Raw genomic sequence first — 18258 nt, forward strand, 5'->3', positions numbered from 1 at the left:
CGGGCCCCAAGCCCACAACCGCCGTCTCCAGACCCCAAGCCAGTTGCAATGGTGCAGCTGCGAACCCTGCGTGACGGAAGGAAAAATCAATGTCCGAATCTTTTGCCGACCTGTTCGAAGAATCCCTGAAGCGTTCTGAAATGCGCACCGGTGAGGTCATCACCGCTGAAGTCGTGCGCGTCGAACACAACCACGTCGTCGTGAACGCCGGCCTCAAGTCCGAAGCGTATGTGCCGATCGAGGAGTTCAAGAACGACAAGGGCGAACTCGAAGTCCAGGCCGGCGATTTCGTTTCCGTGGCCATCGGCTCCGTCGAGAACGGCTACGGCGACACCATCCTCTCGCGCGACACCGCCAAGCGTCTGGCTTCGTGGCTCGCCCTGGAGAAGGCCCTGGAATCCGGCGACTTCGTCACCGGCACCACCAGCGGCAAGGTCAAGGGCGGTCTCACCGTCCTGGTCAACGGCATCCGCGCCTTCCTGCCGGGTTCGCTGATCGACACGCGTCCGATCAAGGACCTGACCCCGTACGAGAACAAGACCCTGGAATTCAAGGTCATCAAGCTCGACCGCAAGCGCAACAACGTCGTGCTGTCGCGCCGTGCCGTGGTCGAAGCCAGCATGGGCGAAGAACGCGCCAAGCTGATGGAAACCCTGAAGGAAGGCGCCGTCGTCCGTGGCGTGGTCAAGAACATCACCGAATACGGTGCGTTCGTGGACCTCGGCGGCATCGACGGCCTGCTGCACATCACCGACATGGCCTGGCGCCGTGTTCGCCACCCGAGCGAAGTGGTGCAGGCCGGCCAGGAAATCACCGCCAAGATCCTCAAGTTCGACACCGAAAAGAACCGTGTCTCGCTGGGTCTGAAGCAAATGGGTGACGACCCGTGGATGGGCGTTTCGCGCCGCTACCCGCAATCGACCCGCCTGTTCGGCAAGGTCACGAACATCGCCGACTACGGCGCGTTCGTTGAACTCGAACCCGGCATCGAAGGCCTGGTGCACGTCTCCGAAATGGACTGGACCAACAAGAACATCGCACCGAACAAGATCGTTTCGCTCGGCGACGAAGTCGAAGTCATGGTCCTGGAAATCGACGAAGACAAGCGCCGCATCAGCCTGGGCATGAAGCAGTGCAAGGCCAACCCGTGGCAAGAGTTCGCTCAGAACACGAAGCGTGGCGACCGCGTCAAGGGCCCGATCAAGTCGATCACCGACTTCGGCGTGTTCGTGGGTCTGGCTGCCGGCATCGACGGTCTGGTTCACCTCTCGGACCTGTCCTGGAACGAAACCGGTGAAGCCGCCGTGCGCAACTTCAAGAAGGGCCAGGAAGTCGAGGCGCTGGTGCTGGCAGTCGACGTCGACCGCGAACGCATCAGCCTGGGCATCAAGCAGCTCGACAGCGATCCGTTCACGACGTTCACCACGGTGAACGACAAGGGCCAGATCGTGACCGGCAAGGTCAAGACCGTGGATGCTCGTGGCGCTGAAATCGACCTCGGCGAAGACATCATCGGCTACCTGCGTGCTTCGGAAATCTCGCGCGACCGCGTCGAAGATGCCCGCAACGTGCTCAAGGAAGGCGACGAAGTCACGGCCGTGGTGGTGAACGTGGATCGCAAGACCCGCAACATCCAGCTGTCGATCAAGCAGAAGGACATGGTCGACGAACAAGGCGCCATGGCCAACCTGAGCCAGCAGTCGGCACGCGAAAACGCGGGCACGACGAGCCTGGGCGCCCTGCTGCGCGCCAAGCTCGACAACAACGACAGCAAGTAAGCTGCGTCCGCAAGACAGAGACGACCGCAGGGTCGCTCTGTCTTTTTTTTCGCCTCCGTTTTGTTCGGCCCATGACACGCTCAGACCTCGTTGAAGAACTCGCGGCCCGCTTTTCGCAGCTGACGCACCGCGACGCCGAGTACGCCGTCAAGACGATCCTCGACGCGATGAGCGACGCGCTGGTCCGCGGCCATCGCATCGAGATCCGTGGCTTCGGCAGCTTCTCGGTCAACCGGCGGCCGCCGCGCATCGGACGCAACCCGCGTTCGGGCGAGAGCGTGCAGATCCCGGAGAAGCGCGTGCCGCACTTCAAGCCGGGCAAGGCCCTGCGCGAAGCGGTGGATGCACGCACCGCGGAAATGGGCGCCGCCGAACGCAAGCCGTCCACGCCGTGAGCGCAACCGTAGAATCGGCGAGCCCAAGGGGACGCTGATGAAATACCTCCTGTGGCTGCTCAAGGCAGCCATTTTTTTTACCCTCTTCGCCTTCGCGCTGAACAACCAGCACGACGCCACCGTCTACTTCTTCTTCGGCACCTCGTGGCGCGCGCCCCTGGTGCTGGTAGTGCTGGCCGCCTTCGCGGGCGGACTGGTGGTCGGCGCGCTCGGCATGCTGCCGGGCTGGTGGAAGCACCGGGTCGCAGCACAGCGTCCGGCCGAGCCGCCGCCCGGCACGCCCGCCGTGACCGCGCCGCCGGCATCGAACACCCTGCCGACCGATCTTCCCGCCGTGCGTCAACATGGACTTTGATTTCAGCTGGCTGCTTTTCAGCTTGCCACTGGCCTTCGTGCTGGGCTGGCTCGCCTCGCGCTTCGACCTGCGCCAACTGAAGCTCGAGAACCGGCAGGCACCGAAGGCCTACTTCCGTGGCCTGAACTTCCTGCTCAACGAGCAGCAGGACCAGGCCATCGACGCGTTCATCGAGGCCGTGCAGAACGACCCCGACACGCAAGAGCTGCACTTCGCGCTCGGCAACCTGTTCCGCCGCCGCGGCGAGTACCAACGGGCCGTGCGGGTGCACGAGCACCTGCTGGGGCGAGGCGACCTGTCCCGCGCCGACCGCGAACGCGCACAGCATGCGCTGGCGCAGGACTTTCTTCGCGCCGGCCTGCTCGACCGCGCGGAGGCCGCGCTGCAGAAGCTGGAGGGCACGCGCTACCAGAACGAGGCGCGCCTGGCCCTGCTTGCCATCTACGAGCGCTCACGCGAATGGGCGCAAGCCGCCGACGTGGCCGCCAAGCTCGATGATGCGGAGCAGGCGAGCTACGCCACCCGGCGCGCGCACCACCTGTGCGAACAGGCCGCCGAACAGTTCGGCAAGGGCGACGCCGCCGCGGCCGAGGCGCTGCTGCACCAGGCCAGCGCGACCGCGCCCGACGCACCGCGCCCGGCCATCGACATCGCCAACCTGCAGCTGCGCCAGGGCGACGCGCGGGCCGCATTCGAAACATTGCTGGCGCTGAGCGAACGGGCACCGCTGGCGCTGCCGCTCTATGCGGCGACCCTGCAGCAGGCCGCCCTCGGCGCCCAGCGCAGCGGCGAGGCGCTGTCGCTGCTGCAGCGCCGCTATGCGGCGTCGCCTTCGGTCGACGTGCTCGAGGCCATCATCGCGCTGGGCGGCAACGTGCCGCTGCCCGACGGGCTGGTCGACGACGACGCGCCGCCGACGCCGCGTGACGGCTACATCGCGCATCTGGCGCACCAGCCCTCGCTGATCGCCGCCTCGCGCTGGCTGGCCGGCGAGACCTTCGCGGATGAGCAGTACCACCCCCAGGTGCAGCGCGCCCTCGACCAGGCCACGCGCCCGCTGATGCGCTACCGCTGCGCCGCCTGCGGCTTCGAGGCGCACCAGCATTTCTGGCACTGCCCGGGTTGCCAGGCCTGGGACAGCTACCCGCCGCGGCGCGTCGAAGAACTCTGAATCGGCGGACTGGGGCCGGGAATTGCGCGGCACAACGCGAATTCCTGCCTTGATCTGCGCGAAGACGCCCCTCTAAGCTCCCTGTCGCGCGCGGTGAGAACGCACCACGCGCGGTGTGTTTTCCATCCACAAACTCAGGGAGAGTGTCATGTTCAAGAAGATTCTGGCCGTCTCGGCCATGCTGTTCGCCGTCGCCTCTTTCGCGGCCGTCGACGTCAACAAGGGCAGCGCAGCCGACCTCGATGGCCTCAAGGGCGTCGGCCCGGCCATGTCCAAGCGCATCCTCGACGCGCGGCAGAAAGGCGAGTTCAAGGACTGGAGCGACTTCATGGAACGCGTCAAGGGCGTGAAGGAAAAGACGGCGGCCAAACTCTCGGCCGAAGGCCTGACGGTCAACGGCAAGGCCTTCACGGCGCCTGCGGCGGCGCCCAAGGGTCCGGTGGCCAAGACGGCGGCAGCGCCCGCCAAGTAAGCGCGGACCGCGCCCATCGATCCAGGCCGCCCACGGGCGGCCTTTTCGTTGCGAGGCGCGCCCCGGGAAAGGCCCCTCCAGGTGGCCCGATATTTGCACGTATGCTCGCTTCGCATTTTCATCCTCATCCTGGAGAGCCCATGAAGCACAAGTTCGCCCGCGCCGCCATCGCAGCGGTCGCCGCCCTCACCTTCGGCAGCATCGCCTTTGCGCAAACCAAGTGGGACCTGCCGACGGCCTACCCGGCGACCAACTACCACACTGAGAACATCGCCCAGTTCGCCAAGGATGTGGACGCCGCGACCGGCGGCAAGGTGAAGATCACCGTGCACGCGAACGCATCGCTGTTCAAGGCACCGGAAATCAAGCGCGCCGTGCAGAGCGGCCAGGCCCAGGCGGGCGAAATCCTCCTGGCCAATTTCGCCAACGAGAACCCGATCTATGCGCTCGATGGCGTGCCCTTCCTGGCCACGACCTACCCTGAAGCCATGAAGCTGTACACGGCGTCCAAGCCGGCCCTGGAAAAGCTGCTGGCTGCACAGGGCATCAAGGTGCTGTTCATGGTGCCGTGGGCGCCGCAGGGCATCTACTCGAAGAAGGAAATCGGCTCGGTGGCCGACCTGCGCGGCATCAAGTGGCGTGCCTACAGCCCGGCGACCGCCAAGATCGCCGAACTGATCGGCGCGCAACCCGTGCAGATCCAGCAGGCCGAGCTGAGCGCCGCCATGGCGACCGGCGTGATCGAGAGCTACATGAGCTCGGGTTCGACCGGCTACGACACCAAGACCTACGAGAGCCTCAAGAACTTCTACGACACACAGGCATGGATCCCGAAGAACGCGATCCTGGTCAACGCCAAGTCCTTCGACGCACTCGACGCGCCGACCAAGGCCGCCGTCCTCAAGGCCGCAGCCGATGCGGAAACCCGCGGCTGGAAGGTCGCCGAGGAGAAGAACGCCGAGTACAAGAAGCTGCTGGCCGAACGCGGCATGAAGATCCACAAGCCCTCGGCCAAGCTCGACGCCGACATGCGCCAGGTGGGCGGCATCATGCAGGCCGACTGGCTCAAGGTCGCCGGTGCGGACGGCGCCGCGATTGTCGACGCCTACAAGAAAAAGTAAGCGATGCGCCGATTCCTCGATCGTCTGTACGACGGTGCAGGCGCGCTCGGCGCGTTCTGCGTGTTCCTGATCTTCGTGCTGATGATCCTGGCCGGCATCGGCCGCCAGATGAACTGGCACGTGAGCGGGCTCAACGACGTGGTGGCCTGGCTCTGCGCCGCGGCCGCCTTCCTGGCGATGGCGCATGCCTTCCGCCACGGCGACTTCGTGCGGGTCACGCTGCTGCTCGACGCCGTGCCGCTCAAGGCGCGGCGCGTGCTCGACGTGATCTGCCTGCTGATCGCCTCCGTGTCGGTGGCCTACCTCACCTATGCGGCCACCAGCTTCACCTGGGAGAGTTACGAGTTCGCCGAGATGGCGACCGGCCTGGTGGTCATCCCCATCTGGATCCCGCAGGCGACCTTCGTGGTCGGCTGCTGGCTGCTGCTGATCGCCATGGTCGACGAACTGGTGGGCGTGGTGCGGGGCGAGAAGCCCAGCTACCAGCGCGCCATCGAAGAGCGACACGCTGCTGGCGACTTTTCTTCCGACGTCTGAACGAACGCACCCATGATCGAAACTCTCCTGATGGGCGCGCTGCTGCTCGTCATCATGCTGGTGCTGCTGGCCGGCGGCGTCTGGATCGCCATGACGCTGGCCATCGTGGGCTGGGTCGGCCAGGCCTTTTTCACCAACACGCTGCCCGCCAAGAACCTGTTCTCTTCCTTCTGGGAAAGCAATGCGAGCTGGGAACTGGCGGCGCTGCCGCTCTTCATCTGGATGGGCGAGATCCTGTTTCGCACCAAGCTCAGCGAAGAGATGTTCGAAGGTCTGCGCCCCTGGCTCAACCGCGTGCCGGGCCGGCTGATGCACACGACCATCATCGGCTGCGGCGTCTTCGGTTCGGTCTCGGGCTCCTCGGCGGCCACTTGCGCGACCATCGCCAAGGTGGCGCTGCCCGAACTCAAGCGCCGAGGCTACGACGAGAAGCTGGCCATCGGCTCGCTGGCCACCGCCGGCACGCTGGGCATCCTGATCCCGCCGTCGATCACCATGGTGGTCTACGCGGTCGCGGCCGATGCTTCCATCATCCGCATTTTCCTGGCCGGCTTCCTGCCGGGCTTCCTGCTGATGCTGCTGTTCTCGGGCTACATCGCCTGGTGGAGTCTGCGCAACCCCGACAAGGTGCCGCCGGCCGACCCGCCAACCACCTTCAGGGAGAAGATCCGCCTGTCGGGCAACCTGATTCCCTGCGCCCTGCTGATCGTCTTCATCGTCTGGGTGCTGGTCGCGGGCTGGGCCACGGCCACCGAGTGTGCGGCCTTCGGCGTGCTCGGCTCGTTGGGCATCGCCGCCTACGGCAAGAGCCTGACCTGGAAGAATTTCCAGGACGCGCTGATGGGTGCCACGCGCACCAGCTGCATGATCATGTTCATCCTGGCGGGCGCGGCCTTCCTGACCAAGACCATGGCCTTCACCGGCATCCCGCGCGAGCTGGCCGAATGGGTCGACAGCATGCACCTGTCGCCCTACGCCCTGATCGGCGCGCTGGTGGTGGTGTACCTGGTGCTGGGCACTGCGCTTGACGGCATCTCGATGATCGTGCTGACCAGCGCGGTGGTGCTGCCGATGATCCAGAAGGCCGGCTTCGACCTGGTCTGGTTCGGCATCTTCATCGTGCTGCTGGTCGAGATCGCCGAGGTCACGCCGCCGGTGGGCTTCAACCTCTTCGTGCTGCAGAACATGACGGGCAAGGACAGCAACGTGATCGCCAAGGCGGCGATCCCGTTCTTCTTCTGCCTGGTGGTCTGCATCGCGCTCATCACGGTCTTCCCGAGCATCGTCACGAGTCTGCCGGACCTGATGATGGGCAGCGAAAAGTAGCGTCGCGATAATCGCGGCATGCTTTTGAACGTCATTTCCATCTGCATCGGCGCATCGCTGGGCGCCCTCGGCCGCTGGGGCCTCGGCCTGTGGCTGGGCGCCGGGCTGATGGCCTGGGGCACCCTCGCCGCGAATCTCGTTGGCGGCTACCTGATCGGCGTCTCGATGGCCCTCTTCCAGGCGATGCCGGGGCTCGACCCGGTCTGGCGCCTGGCCATCATCACCGGCTTCCTGGGCGGGCTCACGACCTTCTCGAGCTTTTCCCTCGAGGTGGTGACCCTGATGATGGAAGGCCGTGCCGGCGTGGCCGCCCTGATCGCCCTCACCCACCTGGCGGGTTCCTTCATGCTGACCTGGCTCGGCTTTCGCAGCATCCAGTGGCTCTCGGCCTGAGGGCGAGCACGCGCCCGATGGCCTGAAAAGCCGTCGGCCACGCTGCAGTTTGAAGAGGCTACCGGACAGGTGCGGTCGATAGAATCGATCGCAATGCCCCTTGTCCTCCTCGTCGCATTCCCCTTCATCGCCAGCGTGCTGGCAGCCCTGCTGCCTTCGAACGCCCGCAACCGGGAGTCGACGCTGGCGGGACTGGTCGCGCTGGGCTGCGCAATCGGCGCGGCGCTGTACTTTCCCAATCTCGCGAACGGCAACGTGGTCCGCCAGCGGGTCGAATGGCTCCCCGCCCTTGGCCTGGACCTGGTGTTCCGCCTGGACGGCTTCGCCTGGCTGTTCTGCATGCTGGTGCTGGGCATCGGCGCGCTGGTGGTGCTGTACGCGCGCTACTACATGTCGGCATCCGACCCGGTGCCGCGCTTCTTCTCGTTCTTCCTCGCCTTCATGGGCTCGATGATGGGCGTGGTGCTCTCGGGCAACATCGTCCAGATGGTGCTGTTCTGGGAGCTCACCAGCCTGTTCTCCTTCCTGCTGATCGGCTACTGGCACCACCGGCGCGATGCGCGGCGCGGCGCGCGCATGGCGCTCACGGTCACCGGCATGGGCGGCCTGTGCCTGCTGGCCGGCGTGCTGGTGCTGGGGCGCATCGTCGGCAGCTACGAGCTCGACGTGGTGCTCGCCTCCGGCGACCTGATCCGCAACCACCCGCTCTACACCACGGTGCTGGTGCTGGTGCTGCTCGGCGCCTTCACCAAGAGCGCGCAGTTCCCCTTCCACTTCTGGCTGCCGCGCGCCATGGCCGCGCCGACCCCCGTGTCGGCCTACCTGCACTCGGCCACCATGGTGAAGCTCGGGGTGTTCCTCATGGCGCGGTTCTGGCCCGTGCTGTCGGGCACGGAGCCATGGTTCTGGCTGGTCGGTGGCGCCGGCGCCATCACGCTGCTGCTGGGCGGTTTCGCCGCGATGTTCCAGCGCGACCTGAAGGCGCTGCTGGCCTACTCGACCATCTCGCACCTCGGGCTCATCACGCTGCTGCTGGGGCTCAACAGCCCGCTGGCCGCCGTGGCCGCGGTGTTCCACGTCATGAACCACGCGACCTTCAAGGCCTCGCTCTTCATGGCGGCCGGCATCATCGACCACGAGACCGGCACGCGCGACATCCGCAAGCTCAGCGGGCTGATGAAGCTGATGCCGATCACCGGCACGCTGGCCATCATCGCCAGCGCGTCGATGGCCGGGGTTCCGTTGCTCAATGGCTTCCTCTCGAAGGAAATGTTCTTCGCCGAGACGGTCTTCATCCAGTCCACACCGTGGGTCGACTTCAGCCTGCCCGTCATCGCCACCCTCGCCGGCGTCTTCAGCGTGGCCTATTCGGCGCGCTTCGTGTTCGACGTGTTCTTCGGCCCCCCTTGTGGCGACGCGGTACCCAAGCAGCCCCACGAGCCGCCGCACTGGATGCGCGTGCCGGTCGAGCTGCTGGTGCTGATCTGCCTGGTGGTGGGCGTGGCGCCGGCCTGGTCGGTCGGCCCGTTGCTGGCGGCCGCCGCGGCGCCGGTGGTCGGCGGCGTCCTGCCCGACTACAGCCTGGCGGTGTGGCACGGCTTCAACCTGCCGCTGGTGATGAGCTTCGTCGCGCTGGCGGGCGGCGCCGTGCTGTACCTGGCACAGCGTCGCGGCCGCGCGCGAGGTCGCCTCGACTACACGCCGGTGCTGCACCGCTTCGATGGCCAGCGCATCTTCGAGAACCTGCTGGCGCGCCTGAGCGAAGCGGGCCGGCGCAGCCGCCGCCTCTTCGGCACGCGCCGCCTGCAGACGCAATTGCTGCTGCTGGTGCTCGTCGCGGCGGCCGGTGCCGGCGCGTCGCTGTGGCTCACGCCCGGCGGCCGCGGCACGCGCGAGCTGCTGCCCTTCTCGCCGATGTTCGCGATGACCTGGATCATCGGCATGGGCTGTGCACTGGCGGCCGCCTGGCAGGCCAAGTTCCACCGGCTCGCGTCGCTGATGCTCGCCGCCGCGGCCGGCCTGGTCTGCTGCATCACCTACATCTGGTTCTCGGCCCCCGACCTAGCGCTGACGCAGCTCGTGGTCGAGGCGGTGACCACGGTGCTCATGCTGCTCGGCCTGCGCTGGCTGCCGATGCGCAGCAAGGCCGCGGTGCAGCCTGCTTCGGCGCGGCTGCGCCCATGGGGCCGGCGCGGGCGTGACCTGCTGGTGGCCGCCGCGGCCGGCTCCGGCATGGCGGCGCTGGCCTGGACCATGATGACGCGCGACTTCCCGCAGAGCATCTCGCCCTTCTTCCTCGACAACGCGCTGAGTCTGGGCGGCGGCACCAACGTGGTCAACGTGATGCTGGTCGACTTCCGCGGCTTCGACACCTTCGGCGAGATCACCGTGCTCGGTGTGGTCGCGCTCACCGTGTACGCGTTGCTGCGCCGCTTCCGCCCGGCCATCGAATCGATGGCACTGCCGACGCAGCAGCGTCTGCAGACCGACGACGGCAGCAGCGACCTGATCAACCCGCGCCGCGCCAAGGACAGCGCCATCGGCTACCTGATGGTGCCCGCCGTGCTGGTGCGCCTGCTGCTGCCGCTGTCGGTGCTGGTCGCGGTCTACTTCTTCATGCGCGGCCACAACGCGCCGGGCGGCGGCTTCGTCGCGGGCCTGGTGATGTCGGTCGCGCTGGTGCTGCAGTTCATCGTCTCGGGCACCGAATGGGTCGAGGAGCACCTGCGCATCTACCCGCGCCGCTGGATCGCCATCGGCCTGCTGCTCGCACTGGCCACCGGTGGCGGCTCGGTGCTGATGGGCTACCCCTTCATGACGACCCACACCGCCCACCTGCACCTGCCGCTACTCGGCGAGATCCATGTGCCGAGCGCGCTGTTCTTCGACATGGGCGTGTTCTCGCTGGTGCTCGGTGCGACGATGCTCATCCTCACGGCGCTGGCCCACCAGTCGGTGCGCAGCCACCGCTGGGCCGACGAACAGGCCGAGCGCGAAGCCGCCGAGGCCGACGCCACGCCGACCGCGGAGGGCGCCGCCTGATGGAAGCCGTCCTCGCCATCGCCATCGGCGTGCTCACCGGGTCGGGGGTGTACCTGCTGCTGCGTCCGCGCACCTTCCAGGTCATCATGGGGCTGACGCTGATCTCCTACGCCGTCAACCTCTTCATCTTCAGCATGGGCCGGCTGAAGGTCGACAGCGAGCCGGTGCTGATCGCCGGCGTGGCCTCCACCCTGGCGAACACCGCCGACCCGATGCCGCAGGCCCTGGTGCTGACCGCCATCGTCATCGGCTTCGCCATGACCGCACTGTTCCTGGTCGTGATGCTGGCCTCGCGCGGGCTGAGCGGCACCGACCACGTCGACGGCGAAGAGCGCGCCCGGGAGGCCGGCGAATGACCGAGCTGCTGCACCTGCTCGACCGCTTCCTCGAGTTCAGCATGCCGCACCTGGTGGCGGTGCCGATCCTGGTGCCGATGCTGACCGCCGCCCTGATGCTGCTGCTCGACGAGAAGCGCCGCCGCATCAAGTCGGCGCTGAGCGTGGTCTCCGGCCTCATCGGCCTGCTGGTCGCGCTGGCGCTGCTGCGCTGGGTCAACGCGGCCGACACCGGCAGCGGCCCCGGCTCCATCGGCGTGTACCTCGCGGGCAACTGGCGTGCGCCATTCGGCATCGTGCTGGTGGCCGACCGGCTCTCGACCATGATGGTCGCGCTCACCGGGGTGGTGGCCTTCGCCGCGTCGATCTACTCCACCTCGCGCTGGGACCGCGCGGGCGTGCACTTCCACCCGATGCTGCAGCTGCAGCTGATGGGGCTCAACGGTGCCTTCCTCACGGGTGACCTGTTCAACCTCTTCGTCTTCTTCGAGGTGATGCTGGCCGCGTCGTACGGGCTGCTGCTGCACGGTTCAGGGCGGCTGCGCGTGTCGGCCGGCCTGCACTACATCGCGATCAACCTGGCAGCCTCGTCGCTCTTCCTGATCGGCGCGGCGCTGCTCTACGGCGTGACCGGCACGCTCAACATGGCCGACCTGGGGGTGCGCATCGCCCAGCTCGACGCGGGCGACCGCGGCCTGGTGCACGCCGCCGCTGCCATCCTGGCGACCGCCTTCTTCGCCAAGGCCGGCGCCTGGCCGCTCAACTTCTGGCTGGTGCCGGCCTACAGCGCCGCCGTGTCGCCGGTGAGCGCGGTGTTCGCGCTGCTCACCAAGCTGGGCCTCTACACCGTGCTGCGCCTGTGGACGGTGCTGTTCGCGCCCGACACCGGCGCCTCCGCGCAGTTCGGCCACGACGTGCTGGTCGGCATCGGGCTGGCCACGCTCTGCGTCGGCGCGCTCGGCATCGTCGGCACCCAGCGGCTGTCGAACCTGGCCGGCTTCAGCGTGCTGGTGTCGGCCGGCACGCTGCTGGCGGCGGTGGGCCTGGGTCAGCCTGCCATCTGGGCCGGCGCGCTGTACTACCTGCTGAGCTCCACGCTCGCGATCAGCGCCTTCTTCCTGCTGATCGACATGATCGAGCGCTGGCGCAACGCAGGCGCCAGCATCGCGCCGCACGAGGCGGCCGACAACGCGCCCTTCCTGTCGGAAGACCTCACGGCATTGAACGACGTGAACCTCGACGACGAGCAGCAGGCGCTCTACGGCCGCGCCATTCCGGCCGGCGTGGCCTTTCTGGGCCTGGGCTTCATCGGCTGCACGCTGCTGCTGGCCGGGCTGCCGCCGCTGTCGGGCTTCGTCGGCAAGCTCGCGATGCTGTCGGGCCTGCTCGATGCCCCCGTCGTGAGCCGCTCGAGCTGGCTCTTCCTGGGCCTGCTGCTGGCCTCGGGCTTCATGACGCTGGTGGCGCTGAGCCGCACCGGCATCCGCCATTTCTGGACCCAGCCGCTGAGCGCGATGCCGAGCCTGCGTGCCATGGAAGTGCTGCCGGTGGCGGCGCTGCTGGCGGCCTCGGTCGCGCTCACGATCGAGGCCGGCCCCGTGATGCAGCACGCGAGCGCCACCGCCGACGGCCTGTTCGCCCCCCAGGCCTACCGCGATGCGGTGGCCGGCGCACAGCAGGTGCCCAACCCCTCACCAAAGCATTTCAAGGGAGGCACGCCCTGATGCGCAAGATCCTTCCATCGCCGCCGTTGTCGCTGGCGCTCTTCGTCGTCTGGCTGCTGCTGAACCAGTCGCTGCACGTCGCGACGATGGTGTTCGCCGCCATCCTCGCGGTGGTGGTGCCGCTCATCACCCAGGGCCTGCGGCCCGCGGCCGTGCGCATGCGCCGGCCGCTGGTGGCGCTGCGCCTGACCGGCACGGTGCTGCGCGACCTGCTGCATTCGGCGCTGACCGTCGGCCGTGCGCTGCTCACCCGCCGCACGCCGCAGATCCGCAGCGCCTTCGTCGAGATGCCGCTGACCCTGCGCGACCCGAACGCTTTGGCCGTGCTCGCCATGATCTTCTGCCTGGCGCCCGGCACGGCCTGGGGCGAGGTCTCGCTCGACCGCAGCAAGCTGCTGCTGCACGTGTTCGACCTGGAGGACGAAGCCGCCTTCATTGAGATGGTCCGCACGCGCTACGAGCGCCCGCTGATGGAGATCTTCGAATCATGACGCCCATCCTCTTCTGGGCCCTCAAGGGCGCCCTCTTCCTGCTGGCCGTGGCGATGCTGTGCGCCGTCTGGCGTCTGCTGATCGGCCCCACCGCGCAAGACCGCGTGATGGCGCTGGATTGCCTCTACATCAACGGCATGCTGATGATGCTGGTGCTGGGCATCAACTACGCGAGCAACGTGTACTTCGAGGCGGCGATGCTGATCGCGCTGTTCGGTTTCGTGGGATCGACCGCGCTGGCGAAGTTCCTGCTGCGCGGCGAGGTGATCGAATGACGGGAGCCCGGCCATGAACATCGTCCCCGACTTCATCATCGGCCCGCTGCCGCTGTGGGCGGAGATCCTCACCGGCCTGTTCGCGGTGCTCGGCGCGGCCTTCGCCGCCGTGGGCTCCTTCGGCCTGGTGCGGCTGCCGACCTTCTTCCACCGCATCCATGCGCCCACGCTGGGCGCCACGGCCGGCGTGTGGTGCCTGACCATCGCGACCATCGTCTACTTCTCGGTGCAGGGCTACAACCTGTTCCTGCACGCCGTGCTGATCGCGCTGTTCGTCGCGCTGACCGCGCCGGTCACCACAATCTTCCTGATGCGGGCGGCGCTGTTCCGCGAACGCCAGAAGGGCGGCAACGTGCCGCCGACCACCGACCGCGGGGACTGACGCGCCCCGCCGGCCTCAGTTGTTGGCCAGCCCCATGAAGTCGGTCGGCGCGAAGTTGGTGTCGCGCCAGGCATGGCTGCGCGCATGGCGTTCGCTGGCGCTCAGGCGCAGGCGGGCCAGGTCGGCCCGCACTTCTTCCAGCGTGCGCATCTTGCGGACCGGGACCTGTGCTGGTTCGACCCGCGATGCCTGCACGGCGACAACGGGCACCACGGGCGGGCGCACCACCGACTGCGCCGTCGAGCGCGCCGGTGCGGTGTCGCGGGTGCGCCGGTTGAACAGTTGACGGATCGAACGGAAGAGGAAGAGAACGTCCATGGTCGTGCGCGCCTGAAAGTGTCAGACGATTGTTAATCGCCGCCCTGTGAAGTCAAAGGACTTACAGCAGCCGATCGGGGAAAATTCGCGTACTTTTGCGCACAAAAGCCGACTTCGGTCTGCACGAGGACTTCAAGGCGCCGTTTCAGCTTCCAGCCGGTCGAGCCACAGCATCGCCTCGCCCCGCGTGCCGCCACACATCTCCACCGAAGGCTGCAGTCCGCCGCAGCAGGCCGGGCGCTCCGGGTGGCCGAAGATGGCGCAACGCTGGTCGGCCATCAGCTGGACACACGGCACGCCGGCCGGCTTGCCCAGGGGCATCCCTGGAATAGGGCTGCTGATGGAGGGTGCGGTGCAGCAGGCGCCGCAGCCGGGGCGGCAGTCCATGTGCCTCAGCCCAGCGCTTCCTGCAGGGTCTTGGCGTTCGCCACGGCGGTCTCCCGCGGCAGCGCCACCGCGTTCTTCACCGCCAGGATTTCCGCCATGACGCTCACCGCGATCTCGGGCGGCGTCTTGCTGCCGATGTAGATGCCGATCGGCCCGCGCAGGCGCGCCAGCGATTCGGCCGTCTGGTCGAAATGCTCGACCATGCGCGCGCGCCGGGCCTCGGCATTGCGGCGCGAGCCGATCGCGCCGACGTAGAAGGCGTCGGTCGCCAGGGCTTCGAGCAGCGCCAGGTCGTCGAGCTTCGGGTCGTGCGTGAGCGCGACCACGCAGCTGCGGCGGTCGGGCCGGAAGGCGGTCACCGCGTCGTCGGGCATCTCGGTGGTCACGGTCACGCCGGGCACGGCCCACGCGCTGCGGTACTCGACCCGCGGGTCGCACAGCGTGACGGCGAAACCGCTGAACTTGGCCATGGTCGCGAGGTACTCGGCCAGCTGGCCGGCGCCGATCAGCAGCATGCGGTACTCGGGGCCGAAGGTGTTGACCAGCTGGCGCTCGTCCACGCTCAGCGCCGCGGGCGACGACGCCTCGGCCAGCGTCACGCGGCCGTCGGCGAGCGACACGGTGCGCTGCATCAGGCGGCCCTGCTCCAGCGATGCGACCAGCGCTTCGAGCGACGCCGGCTCGGGGTCGTACTCCAGCAGCAGCTCGAGCGTGCCGCCACACGGCAGCCCGAAGCGGTGCGCCTCGTCGGCCGTGATGCCGTACTTGACCAGCGCCGGTGCGCCGCCCGCGGGCATCGGCTCGGTGGCGCCATGCAGGCGGCTGTAGCGCGCGATCAGGTCGTCCTCGATGCAGCCGCCAGACACCGACCCGACGACCGCGCCATCTTCGGCCAGCGCCATGATCGAGCCGACCGGGCGCGGCGACGATCCCCACGTGCGCACCACCGTCGTGAGCAACGCGCGGCGGCCGGCGAGCCGCCAGTCGCGCAGGGTGCGCAGCACCATGACGTCGAGGTTTTCCATGGTCTCTTCCTCAGCCCGCGTCCGGTTCCTTCTTGCCGCCCAGCCCCATCTTCTGCATGAAGCCGGCGACCGCCCCCTTCTTCTCTTCCGCGACCGCCTCGCCCTCGGCCGGCGCAGGGCCGTAGCGGCGCTGCATCTCGGCGTCGAAGCGCTTGAAGAAGTCGTCGGCGGTCGACTTGGCTGCGCCGTCGATCAGCCGCTGGCCGAGTTGCGCGATCTTGCCGCCCACCTGGGCCTGCACGGTGTAGTCGAGCTCGCAGGCGCTCGCATTGTCCGGCACCGGCTTGAGCGTGACGCTGGACGCGCCCTTGGCGAAGCCCGCCACCCCGCCCTGGCCTTCGAAGCTGAGCTTGTAGCCGTCGGGCGGTGCGATGTCGGTCAGCGTGACCTTGCCGGCGAACTTGGCGGACACCGGACCCACCTTGACGGCGGCAGTCACGGTGTACTGGTTGTCGCCCGTCAGCTCGAACTTGTCGCAGCCGGGGATGCACTTCTTCAACGTCTCCGGGTCGTTGAGCGCGTCCCACGCCTGTTGCTGCGTGACGCCGAGACGGCGGTTGCCGAGCATTTCCATGGTGTTCTTCCTTCTAGTCGTGATCGTGGGGGCAGCGGCTCAACGGCCGGCACGCATCAGCGCCGCCAGGCTCGCCGCCAGCTGGCCGAGCGCGCTGAGATTGTGGACCGCCAGCATCGCGTCCGCATGGCGGTGGAGCATGGCCGCACCGCGCGCAAGGGGAGCGTAGCCCTCGAAACGCAGCAGCGGGTTGAGCCACAGCACACGGCGCGCATGGCGCTTGAGCCATTGCAGTTCCTGGTCGAGCACGGCCGGCTCGCCGGTGTCCAGGCCGTCGCTGATGACCAGCACCAGCGTGCGTCGGCCGGTCAGGCGCCGGGCATGCGCGCGCCGCAGTTGCGCGAGCGAATCACCCAGCCGCGTGCCGCCGGCGAAGTCGTCGATGGCCGCGCTCGCGCTCGCGAGCATCTCGTCGGTGTCGGCCAGTCGAAAGGCCGGCGTCAGATCGGTCAGGCGCGTGCCGAAGGCGAACACGTCGCGCCGCCCGGCACGACGCGTGGCCGCATGCAGGAAGGCGAGCAGCAGGCGGGCATAGCGCTCCATGGAGCCGGAGACGTCGATCAGCACCAGCAGCGGCAAAGGCTGCGCGCGGCGCGCCAGCCGCGGCAGGCGCAGCATCTCGCCGCCGGTGCGCGCCGCCTCGTGCAGCACGCCGGGCCAGTGCATGCGCGCATGCGTGCCGGCGCCGGCCGCCACACGAAGGCGCCGCGACGGCACGGTGGGCACGGGCAGCGCGATGTCGCGCGCCAGACGCTCGACCAATCGGTACTCCGCAGCACCGAGCGCATTGAAGTCCGCATGGTGCAGGCGCTGCAAATCGCTGGCGGTCATGGCCGCGTCGAACTCGATTTCGCGCTCGCCCTGTGCGGGCGCATCAGCCTCGCGCGGCGCGGCCAGCGCCTCGCGCACGCGCGGGCGGCGCTTGGCCGGCTCCATCTTGCCTTCGGCGCTCGGCAGCATCTGCGCGAGCATCTTGTTGGCGAGCTCGGGGTCGCGGAACCAGGCGTCGAAGAGTTCGCGGAAGACGAGACGGTCCTGCTCCCGGCTGACCATCACGGCTTCCATCGCCGCGCAGAGGTCGTCGCGCGCATCGACGCCGACCAGCACGGCCGCTTCGGTGGCGAGGGCGATGCGCGCCGCATCGGTGGGCACGCCGGCGCGGCGCAGCGCGCGGCCGAAGCCGGCGATGTTGCCGGCCATCTTGCCGCGGCGTGCGTCACCGAGCTGCTCCATGGCGTCGCGGCGCAGACGCTCAGGCGCCCGCGTCCTCCGGCTGCAGCAACTCGGCGGCCAGCGCCTGCGTGACCGCGGCCACATCGTCGCGCTGCTTGAAGAGGATCCCGGCGGTGTCGACCACCACCTCGGGGTCGAGCACCAGCGCATCGAGCGCGACCAACGCCCGCGCCCATTCCACGCTCTCGGCGATGCCGGGTGCGCGCTGGAAGGCGCTGGCGAACGGCGCGCTGCGCAGCCGGCCCACGAAATCGGCCACCTGCTTCGACAGCGCCTCGCCAGCCTCGGGCACCTGGGCGCGCACGATGGCCAGCTCGCGCTCACGCTCGGGATAGTCGAGCCAGTGGTAGAGGCAGCGGCGCTTGACCGCGTCGTTGAGTTCGCGCGTGCGGTTGCTGGTGAGGAGGGTCACCGGCGGCACCGCGGCGGTGATGGTGCCGAGTTCGGGAATGCTCACCTGGTACTCGCCCAGGTACTCGAGCAGGAAGGCCTCGAAGGGCTCATCGGCGCGGTCCACTTCGTCGATCAGCAGCACCGCGCCCGGCGCGGGCGTCTGCAGCGCCTGCAGCAAGGGGCGGCGGATCAGGTAGCGGGGCTGGTAGACCTCGGACTCGATGTCGCTGGAGGCGCCATGCGCCTCCGCGGCGCGCATGTGCAACAGCTGCGCGGCGTAGTTCCATTCATACAGCGCCTCGCGCTGCTCCAGGCCGTCGTAGCACTGCAGGCGCAGCAGTTCGCGCTGCAGCGCCGTCGACAGCGCCTTGGCCAGTTCGGTCTTGCCCACGCCAGGCTCGCCTTCAAGCAGCAGCGGCCGCTGCAGCTTGAGCGCCAGGAAGACCGCGGTGGCGAGGCGCCGGTCGGCGAAGTAGCCGGCCTGCTGAAGGCCGGCGGCGACGGCGTCGATGCTGGAGAAGATCACCCGCG

Annotated in this window: 21 protein-coding genes; 15 read left to right on the forward strand and 6 right to left on the reverse strand. The window is 68.2% G+C overall.

Annotated elements, in window-relative coordinates; genetic code table 11:
- The first annotated feature begins 89 nt into the window (after positions 1-89).
- The 15 genes from rpsA (at position 90) to mnhG (ending at position 13797) form a co-directional block, all read left to right on the forward strand.
- Positions 90-1778: a 30S ribosomal protein S1 gene (gene rpsA, locus QTH86_RS24010; RefSeq protein ID WP_286648683.1), complete on the forward strand. Its 1689-nt coding sequence runs from the start codon at positions 90-92 to the stop codon at positions 1776-1778.
- A gap of 71 nt (positions 1779-1849) precedes the next feature.
- Entirely contained in the window at positions 1850-2173 is a 324-nt protein-coding gene (locus QTH86_RS24015) for an integration host factor subunit beta (protein ID WP_286648684.1), read from the forward strand.
- A 37-nt stretch (positions 2174-2210) separates the two neighbouring features.
- A complete protein-coding gene (locus QTH86_RS24020; RefSeq protein ID WP_286648685.1) occupies positions 2211-2528 on the forward strand; it encodes a LapA family protein in 318 nt (105 codons plus the stop codon).
- Positions 2518-3699 carry a lipopolysaccharide assembly protein LapB gene (lapB, locus tag QTH86_RS24025; protein WP_286648686.1) on the forward strand — a complete coding sequence of 394 codons (1182 nt, stop codon included), beginning with the start codon at positions 2518-2520 and terminating at the stop codon, positions 3697-3699. The genes QTH86_RS24020 and lapB overlap by 11 nt, the downstream gene beginning before the upstream one ends.
- 148 nt (positions 3700-3847) lie before the next feature.
- Positions 3848-4171 carry a ComEA family DNA-binding protein gene (locus QTH86_RS24030; RefSeq protein ID WP_286648687.1) on the forward strand — a complete coding sequence of 108 codons (324 nt, stop codon included), beginning with the start codon at positions 3848-3850 and terminating at the stop codon, positions 4169-4171.
- A gap of 140 nt (positions 4172-4311) precedes the next feature.
- A complete protein-coding gene (locus tag QTH86_RS24035; protein WP_286648688.1) occupies positions 4312-5292 on the forward strand; it encodes a TRAP transporter substrate-binding protein in 981 nt (326 codons plus the stop codon).
- A 3-nt stretch (positions 5293-5295) separates the two neighbouring features.
- Entirely contained in the window at positions 5296-5829 is a 534-nt protein-coding gene (locus QTH86_RS24040; protein WP_286648689.1) for a TRAP transporter small permease, read from the forward strand.
- Positions 5830-5841: 12 nt separating this feature from the next.
- Positions 5842-7155 (forward strand): TRAP transporter large permease, encoded by a 1314-nt coding sequence (locus QTH86_RS24045; protein WP_286648690.1) that lies wholly within the window; start codon positions 5842-5844, stop codon positions 7153-7155.
- Positions 7156-7173: 18 nt separating this feature from the next.
- A complete protein-coding gene (crcB, locus tag QTH86_RS24050) occupies positions 7174-7548 on the forward strand; it encodes a fluoride efflux transporter CrcB (protein ID WP_286648691.1) in 375 nt (124 codons plus the stop codon).
- Between the two features lie 93 nt (positions 7549-7641).
- Positions 7642-10590 carry a monovalent cation/H+ antiporter subunit A gene (locus QTH86_RS24055; protein ID WP_286648692.1) on the forward strand — a complete coding sequence of 983 codons (2949 nt, stop codon included), beginning with the start codon at positions 7642-7644 and terminating at the stop codon, positions 10588-10590.
- On the forward strand, positions 10590-10946 hold the full coding sequence (locus QTH86_RS24060) for a Na+/H+ antiporter subunit C (RefSeq protein ID WP_286648693.1): 357 nt from the start codon (positions 10590-10592) through the stop codon (positions 10944-10946). The genes QTH86_RS24055 and QTH86_RS24060 overlap by 1 nt, the downstream gene beginning before the upstream one ends.
- Positions 10943-12649, forward strand: coding sequence for a monovalent cation/H+ antiporter subunit D (locus tag QTH86_RS24065; protein ID WP_286648694.1), 1707 nt, complete (start codon positions 10943-10945; stop codon positions 12647-12649). The genes QTH86_RS24060 and QTH86_RS24065 overlap by 4 nt, the downstream gene beginning before the upstream one ends.
- A complete protein-coding gene (locus tag QTH86_RS24070) occupies positions 12649-13140 on the forward strand; it encodes a Na+/H+ antiporter subunit E (protein WP_286648695.1) in 492 nt (163 codons plus the stop codon). Before QTH86_RS24065 ends, QTH86_RS24070 begins: the two co-directional genes overlap by 1 nt.
- Positions 13137-13415, forward strand: a complete 279-nt coding sequence (locus QTH86_RS24075; RefSeq protein ID WP_286648696.1) for a K+/H+ antiporter subunit F — start codon at positions 13137-13139, stop codon at positions 13413-13415. Before QTH86_RS24070 ends, QTH86_RS24075 begins: the two co-directional genes overlap by 4 nt.
- A 13-nt stretch (positions 13416-13428) precedes the next feature.
- The gene (gene mnhG, locus QTH86_RS24080) at positions 13429-13797 is read left to right on the forward strand and encodes a monovalent cation/H(+) antiporter subunit G (RefSeq protein WP_286648697.1); all 369 of its coding nucleotides are present in this window, start codon (positions 13429-13431) and stop codon (positions 13795-13797) included.
- A gap of 15 nt (positions 13798-13812) precedes the next feature.
- On the opposite strand, the gene QTH86_RS24085 is transcribed toward mnhG, so the two are convergent.
- The 6 genes from QTH86_RS24085 to QTH86_RS24110 all read right to left on the reverse strand — a co-directional run bounded on the left by QTH86_RS24085 (position 13813) and on the right by QTH86_RS24110 (position 18253).
- Complete coding sequence (locus QTH86_RS24085) at positions 13813-14115, reverse strand: hypothetical protein (protein ID WP_286648698.1); 303 nt, start codon at positions 14113-14115, stop codon at positions 13813-13815.
- Positions 14116-14247: 132 nt separating this feature from the next.
- Positions 14248-14502, reverse strand: a complete 255-nt coding sequence (locus QTH86_RS24090) for a YkgJ family cysteine cluster protein (protein ID WP_286648699.1) — start codon at positions 14500-14502, stop codon at positions 14248-14250.
- Positions 14503-14507: 5 nt separating this feature from the next.
- A complete protein-coding gene (locus QTH86_RS24095) occupies positions 14508-15527 on the reverse strand; it encodes an XdhC family protein (protein WP_286648700.1) in 1020 nt (339 codons plus the stop codon).
- Positions 15528-15537: 10 nt separating this feature from the next.
- Positions 15538-16101 carry an SRPBCC family protein gene (locus QTH86_RS24100; RefSeq protein ID WP_286648701.1) on the reverse strand — a complete coding sequence of 188 codons (564 nt, stop codon included), beginning with the start codon at positions 16099-16101 and terminating at the stop codon, positions 15538-15540.
- A gap of 39 nt (positions 16102-16140) precedes the next feature.
- Positions 16141-17334, reverse strand: a complete 1194-nt coding sequence (locus QTH86_RS24105; protein ID WP_286648702.1) for a vWA domain-containing protein — start codon at positions 17332-17334, stop codon at positions 16141-16143.
- A gap of 19 nt (positions 17335-17353) precedes the next feature.
- On the reverse strand, positions 17354-18253 hold the full coding sequence (locus QTH86_RS24110; protein ID WP_286648703.1) for an AAA family ATPase: 900 nt from the start codon (positions 18251-18253) through the stop codon (positions 17354-17356).
- Positions 18254-18258: the final 5 nt, after the last annotated feature.

This window comes from Variovorax sp. J2L1-78, from assembly GCF_030317205.1.
GTDB lineage: Bacteria > Pseudomonadota > Gammaproteobacteria > Burkholderiales > Burkholderiaceae_C > Variovorax > Variovorax arabinosiphilus.

What these genes read in the sequence shown, in the direction of transcription:
- QTH86_RS24060 (WP_286648693.1), top strand. Translation starts at nt 10,590, where the DNA reads ATGGAAGCCGTCCTCGCCATCGCCATCGGCGTGCTCACCGGGTCGGGG.
- QTH86_RS24070 (WP_286648695.1), top strand. Translation starts at nt 12,649, where the DNA reads ATGCGCAAGATCCTTCCATCGCCGCCGTTGTCGCTGGCGCTCTTCGTC.
- QTH86_RS24075 (WP_286648696.1), top strand. Translation starts at nt 13,137, where the DNA reads ATGACGCCCATCCTCTTCTGGGCCCTCAAGGGCGCCCTCTTCCTGCTG.
- QTH86_RS24015 (WP_286648684.1), top strand. Translation starts at nt 1,850, where the DNA reads ATGACACGCTCAGACCTCGTTGAAGAACTCGCGGCCCGCTTTTCGCAG.
- QTH86_RS24030 (WP_286648687.1), top strand. Translation starts at nt 3,848, where the DNA reads ATGTTCAAGAAGATTCTGGCCGTCTCGGCCATGCTGTTCGCCGTCGCC.
- rpsA (WP_286648683.1), top strand. Translation starts at nt 90, where the DNA reads ATGTCCGAATCTTTTGCCGACCTGTTCGAAGAATCCCTGAAGCGTTCT.
- QTH86_RS24105 (WP_286648702.1), bottom strand. Translation starts at nt 17,334, where the DNA reads ATGGAGCAGCTCGGTGACGCACGCCGCGGCAAGATGGCCGGCAACATC.
- QTH86_RS24045 (WP_286648690.1), top strand. Translation starts at nt 5,842, where the DNA reads ATGATCGAAACTCTCCTGATGGGCGCGCTGCTGCTCGTCATCATGCTG.
- crcB (WP_286648691.1), top strand. Translation starts at nt 7,174, where the DNA reads ATGCTTTTGAACGTCATTTCCATCTGCATCGGCGCATCGCTGGGCGCC.
- QTH86_RS24055 (WP_286648692.1), top strand. Translation starts at nt 7,642, where the DNA reads ATGCCCCTTGTCCTCCTCGTCGCATTCCCCTTCATCGCCAGCGTGCTG.
- QTH86_RS24095 (WP_286648700.1), bottom strand. Translation starts at nt 15,527, where the DNA reads ATGGAAAACCTCGACGTCATGGTGCTGCGCACCCTGCGCGACTGGCGG.
- lapB (WP_286648686.1), top strand. Translation starts at nt 2,518, where the DNA reads ATGGACTTTGATTTCAGCTGGCTGCTTTTCAGCTTGCCACTGGCCTTC.
- QTH86_RS24100 (WP_286648701.1), bottom strand. Translation starts at nt 16,101, where the DNA reads ATGGAAATGCTCGGCAACCGCCGTCTCGGCGTCACGCAGCAACAGGCG.
- QTH86_RS24085 (WP_286648698.1), bottom strand. Translation starts at nt 14,115, where the DNA reads ATGGACGTTCTCTTCCTCTTCCGTTCGATCCGTCAACTGTTCAACCGG.
- mnhG (WP_286648697.1), top strand. Translation starts at nt 13,429, where the DNA reads ATGAACATCGTCCCCGACTTCATCATCGGCCCGCTGCCGCTGTGGGCG.
- QTH86_RS24020 (WP_286648685.1), top strand. Translation starts at nt 2,211, where the DNA reads ATGAAATACCTCCTGTGGCTGCTCAAGGCAGCCATTTTTTTTACCCTC.
- QTH86_RS24035 (WP_286648688.1), top strand. Translation starts at nt 4,312, where the DNA reads ATGAAGCACAAGTTCGCCCGCGCCGCCATCGCAGCGGTCGCCGCCCTC.
- QTH86_RS24090 (WP_286648699.1), bottom strand. Translation starts at nt 14,502, where the DNA reads ATGGACTGCCGCCCCGGCTGCGGCGCCTGCTGCACCGCACCCTCCATC.
- QTH86_RS24040 (WP_286648689.1), top strand. Translation starts at nt 5,296, where the DNA reads ATGCGCCGATTCCTCGATCGTCTGTACGACGGTGCAGGCGCGCTCGGC.
- QTH86_RS24065 (WP_286648694.1), top strand. Translation starts at nt 10,943, where the DNA reads ATGACCGAGCTGCTGCACCTGCTCGACCGCTTCCTCGAGTTCAGCATG.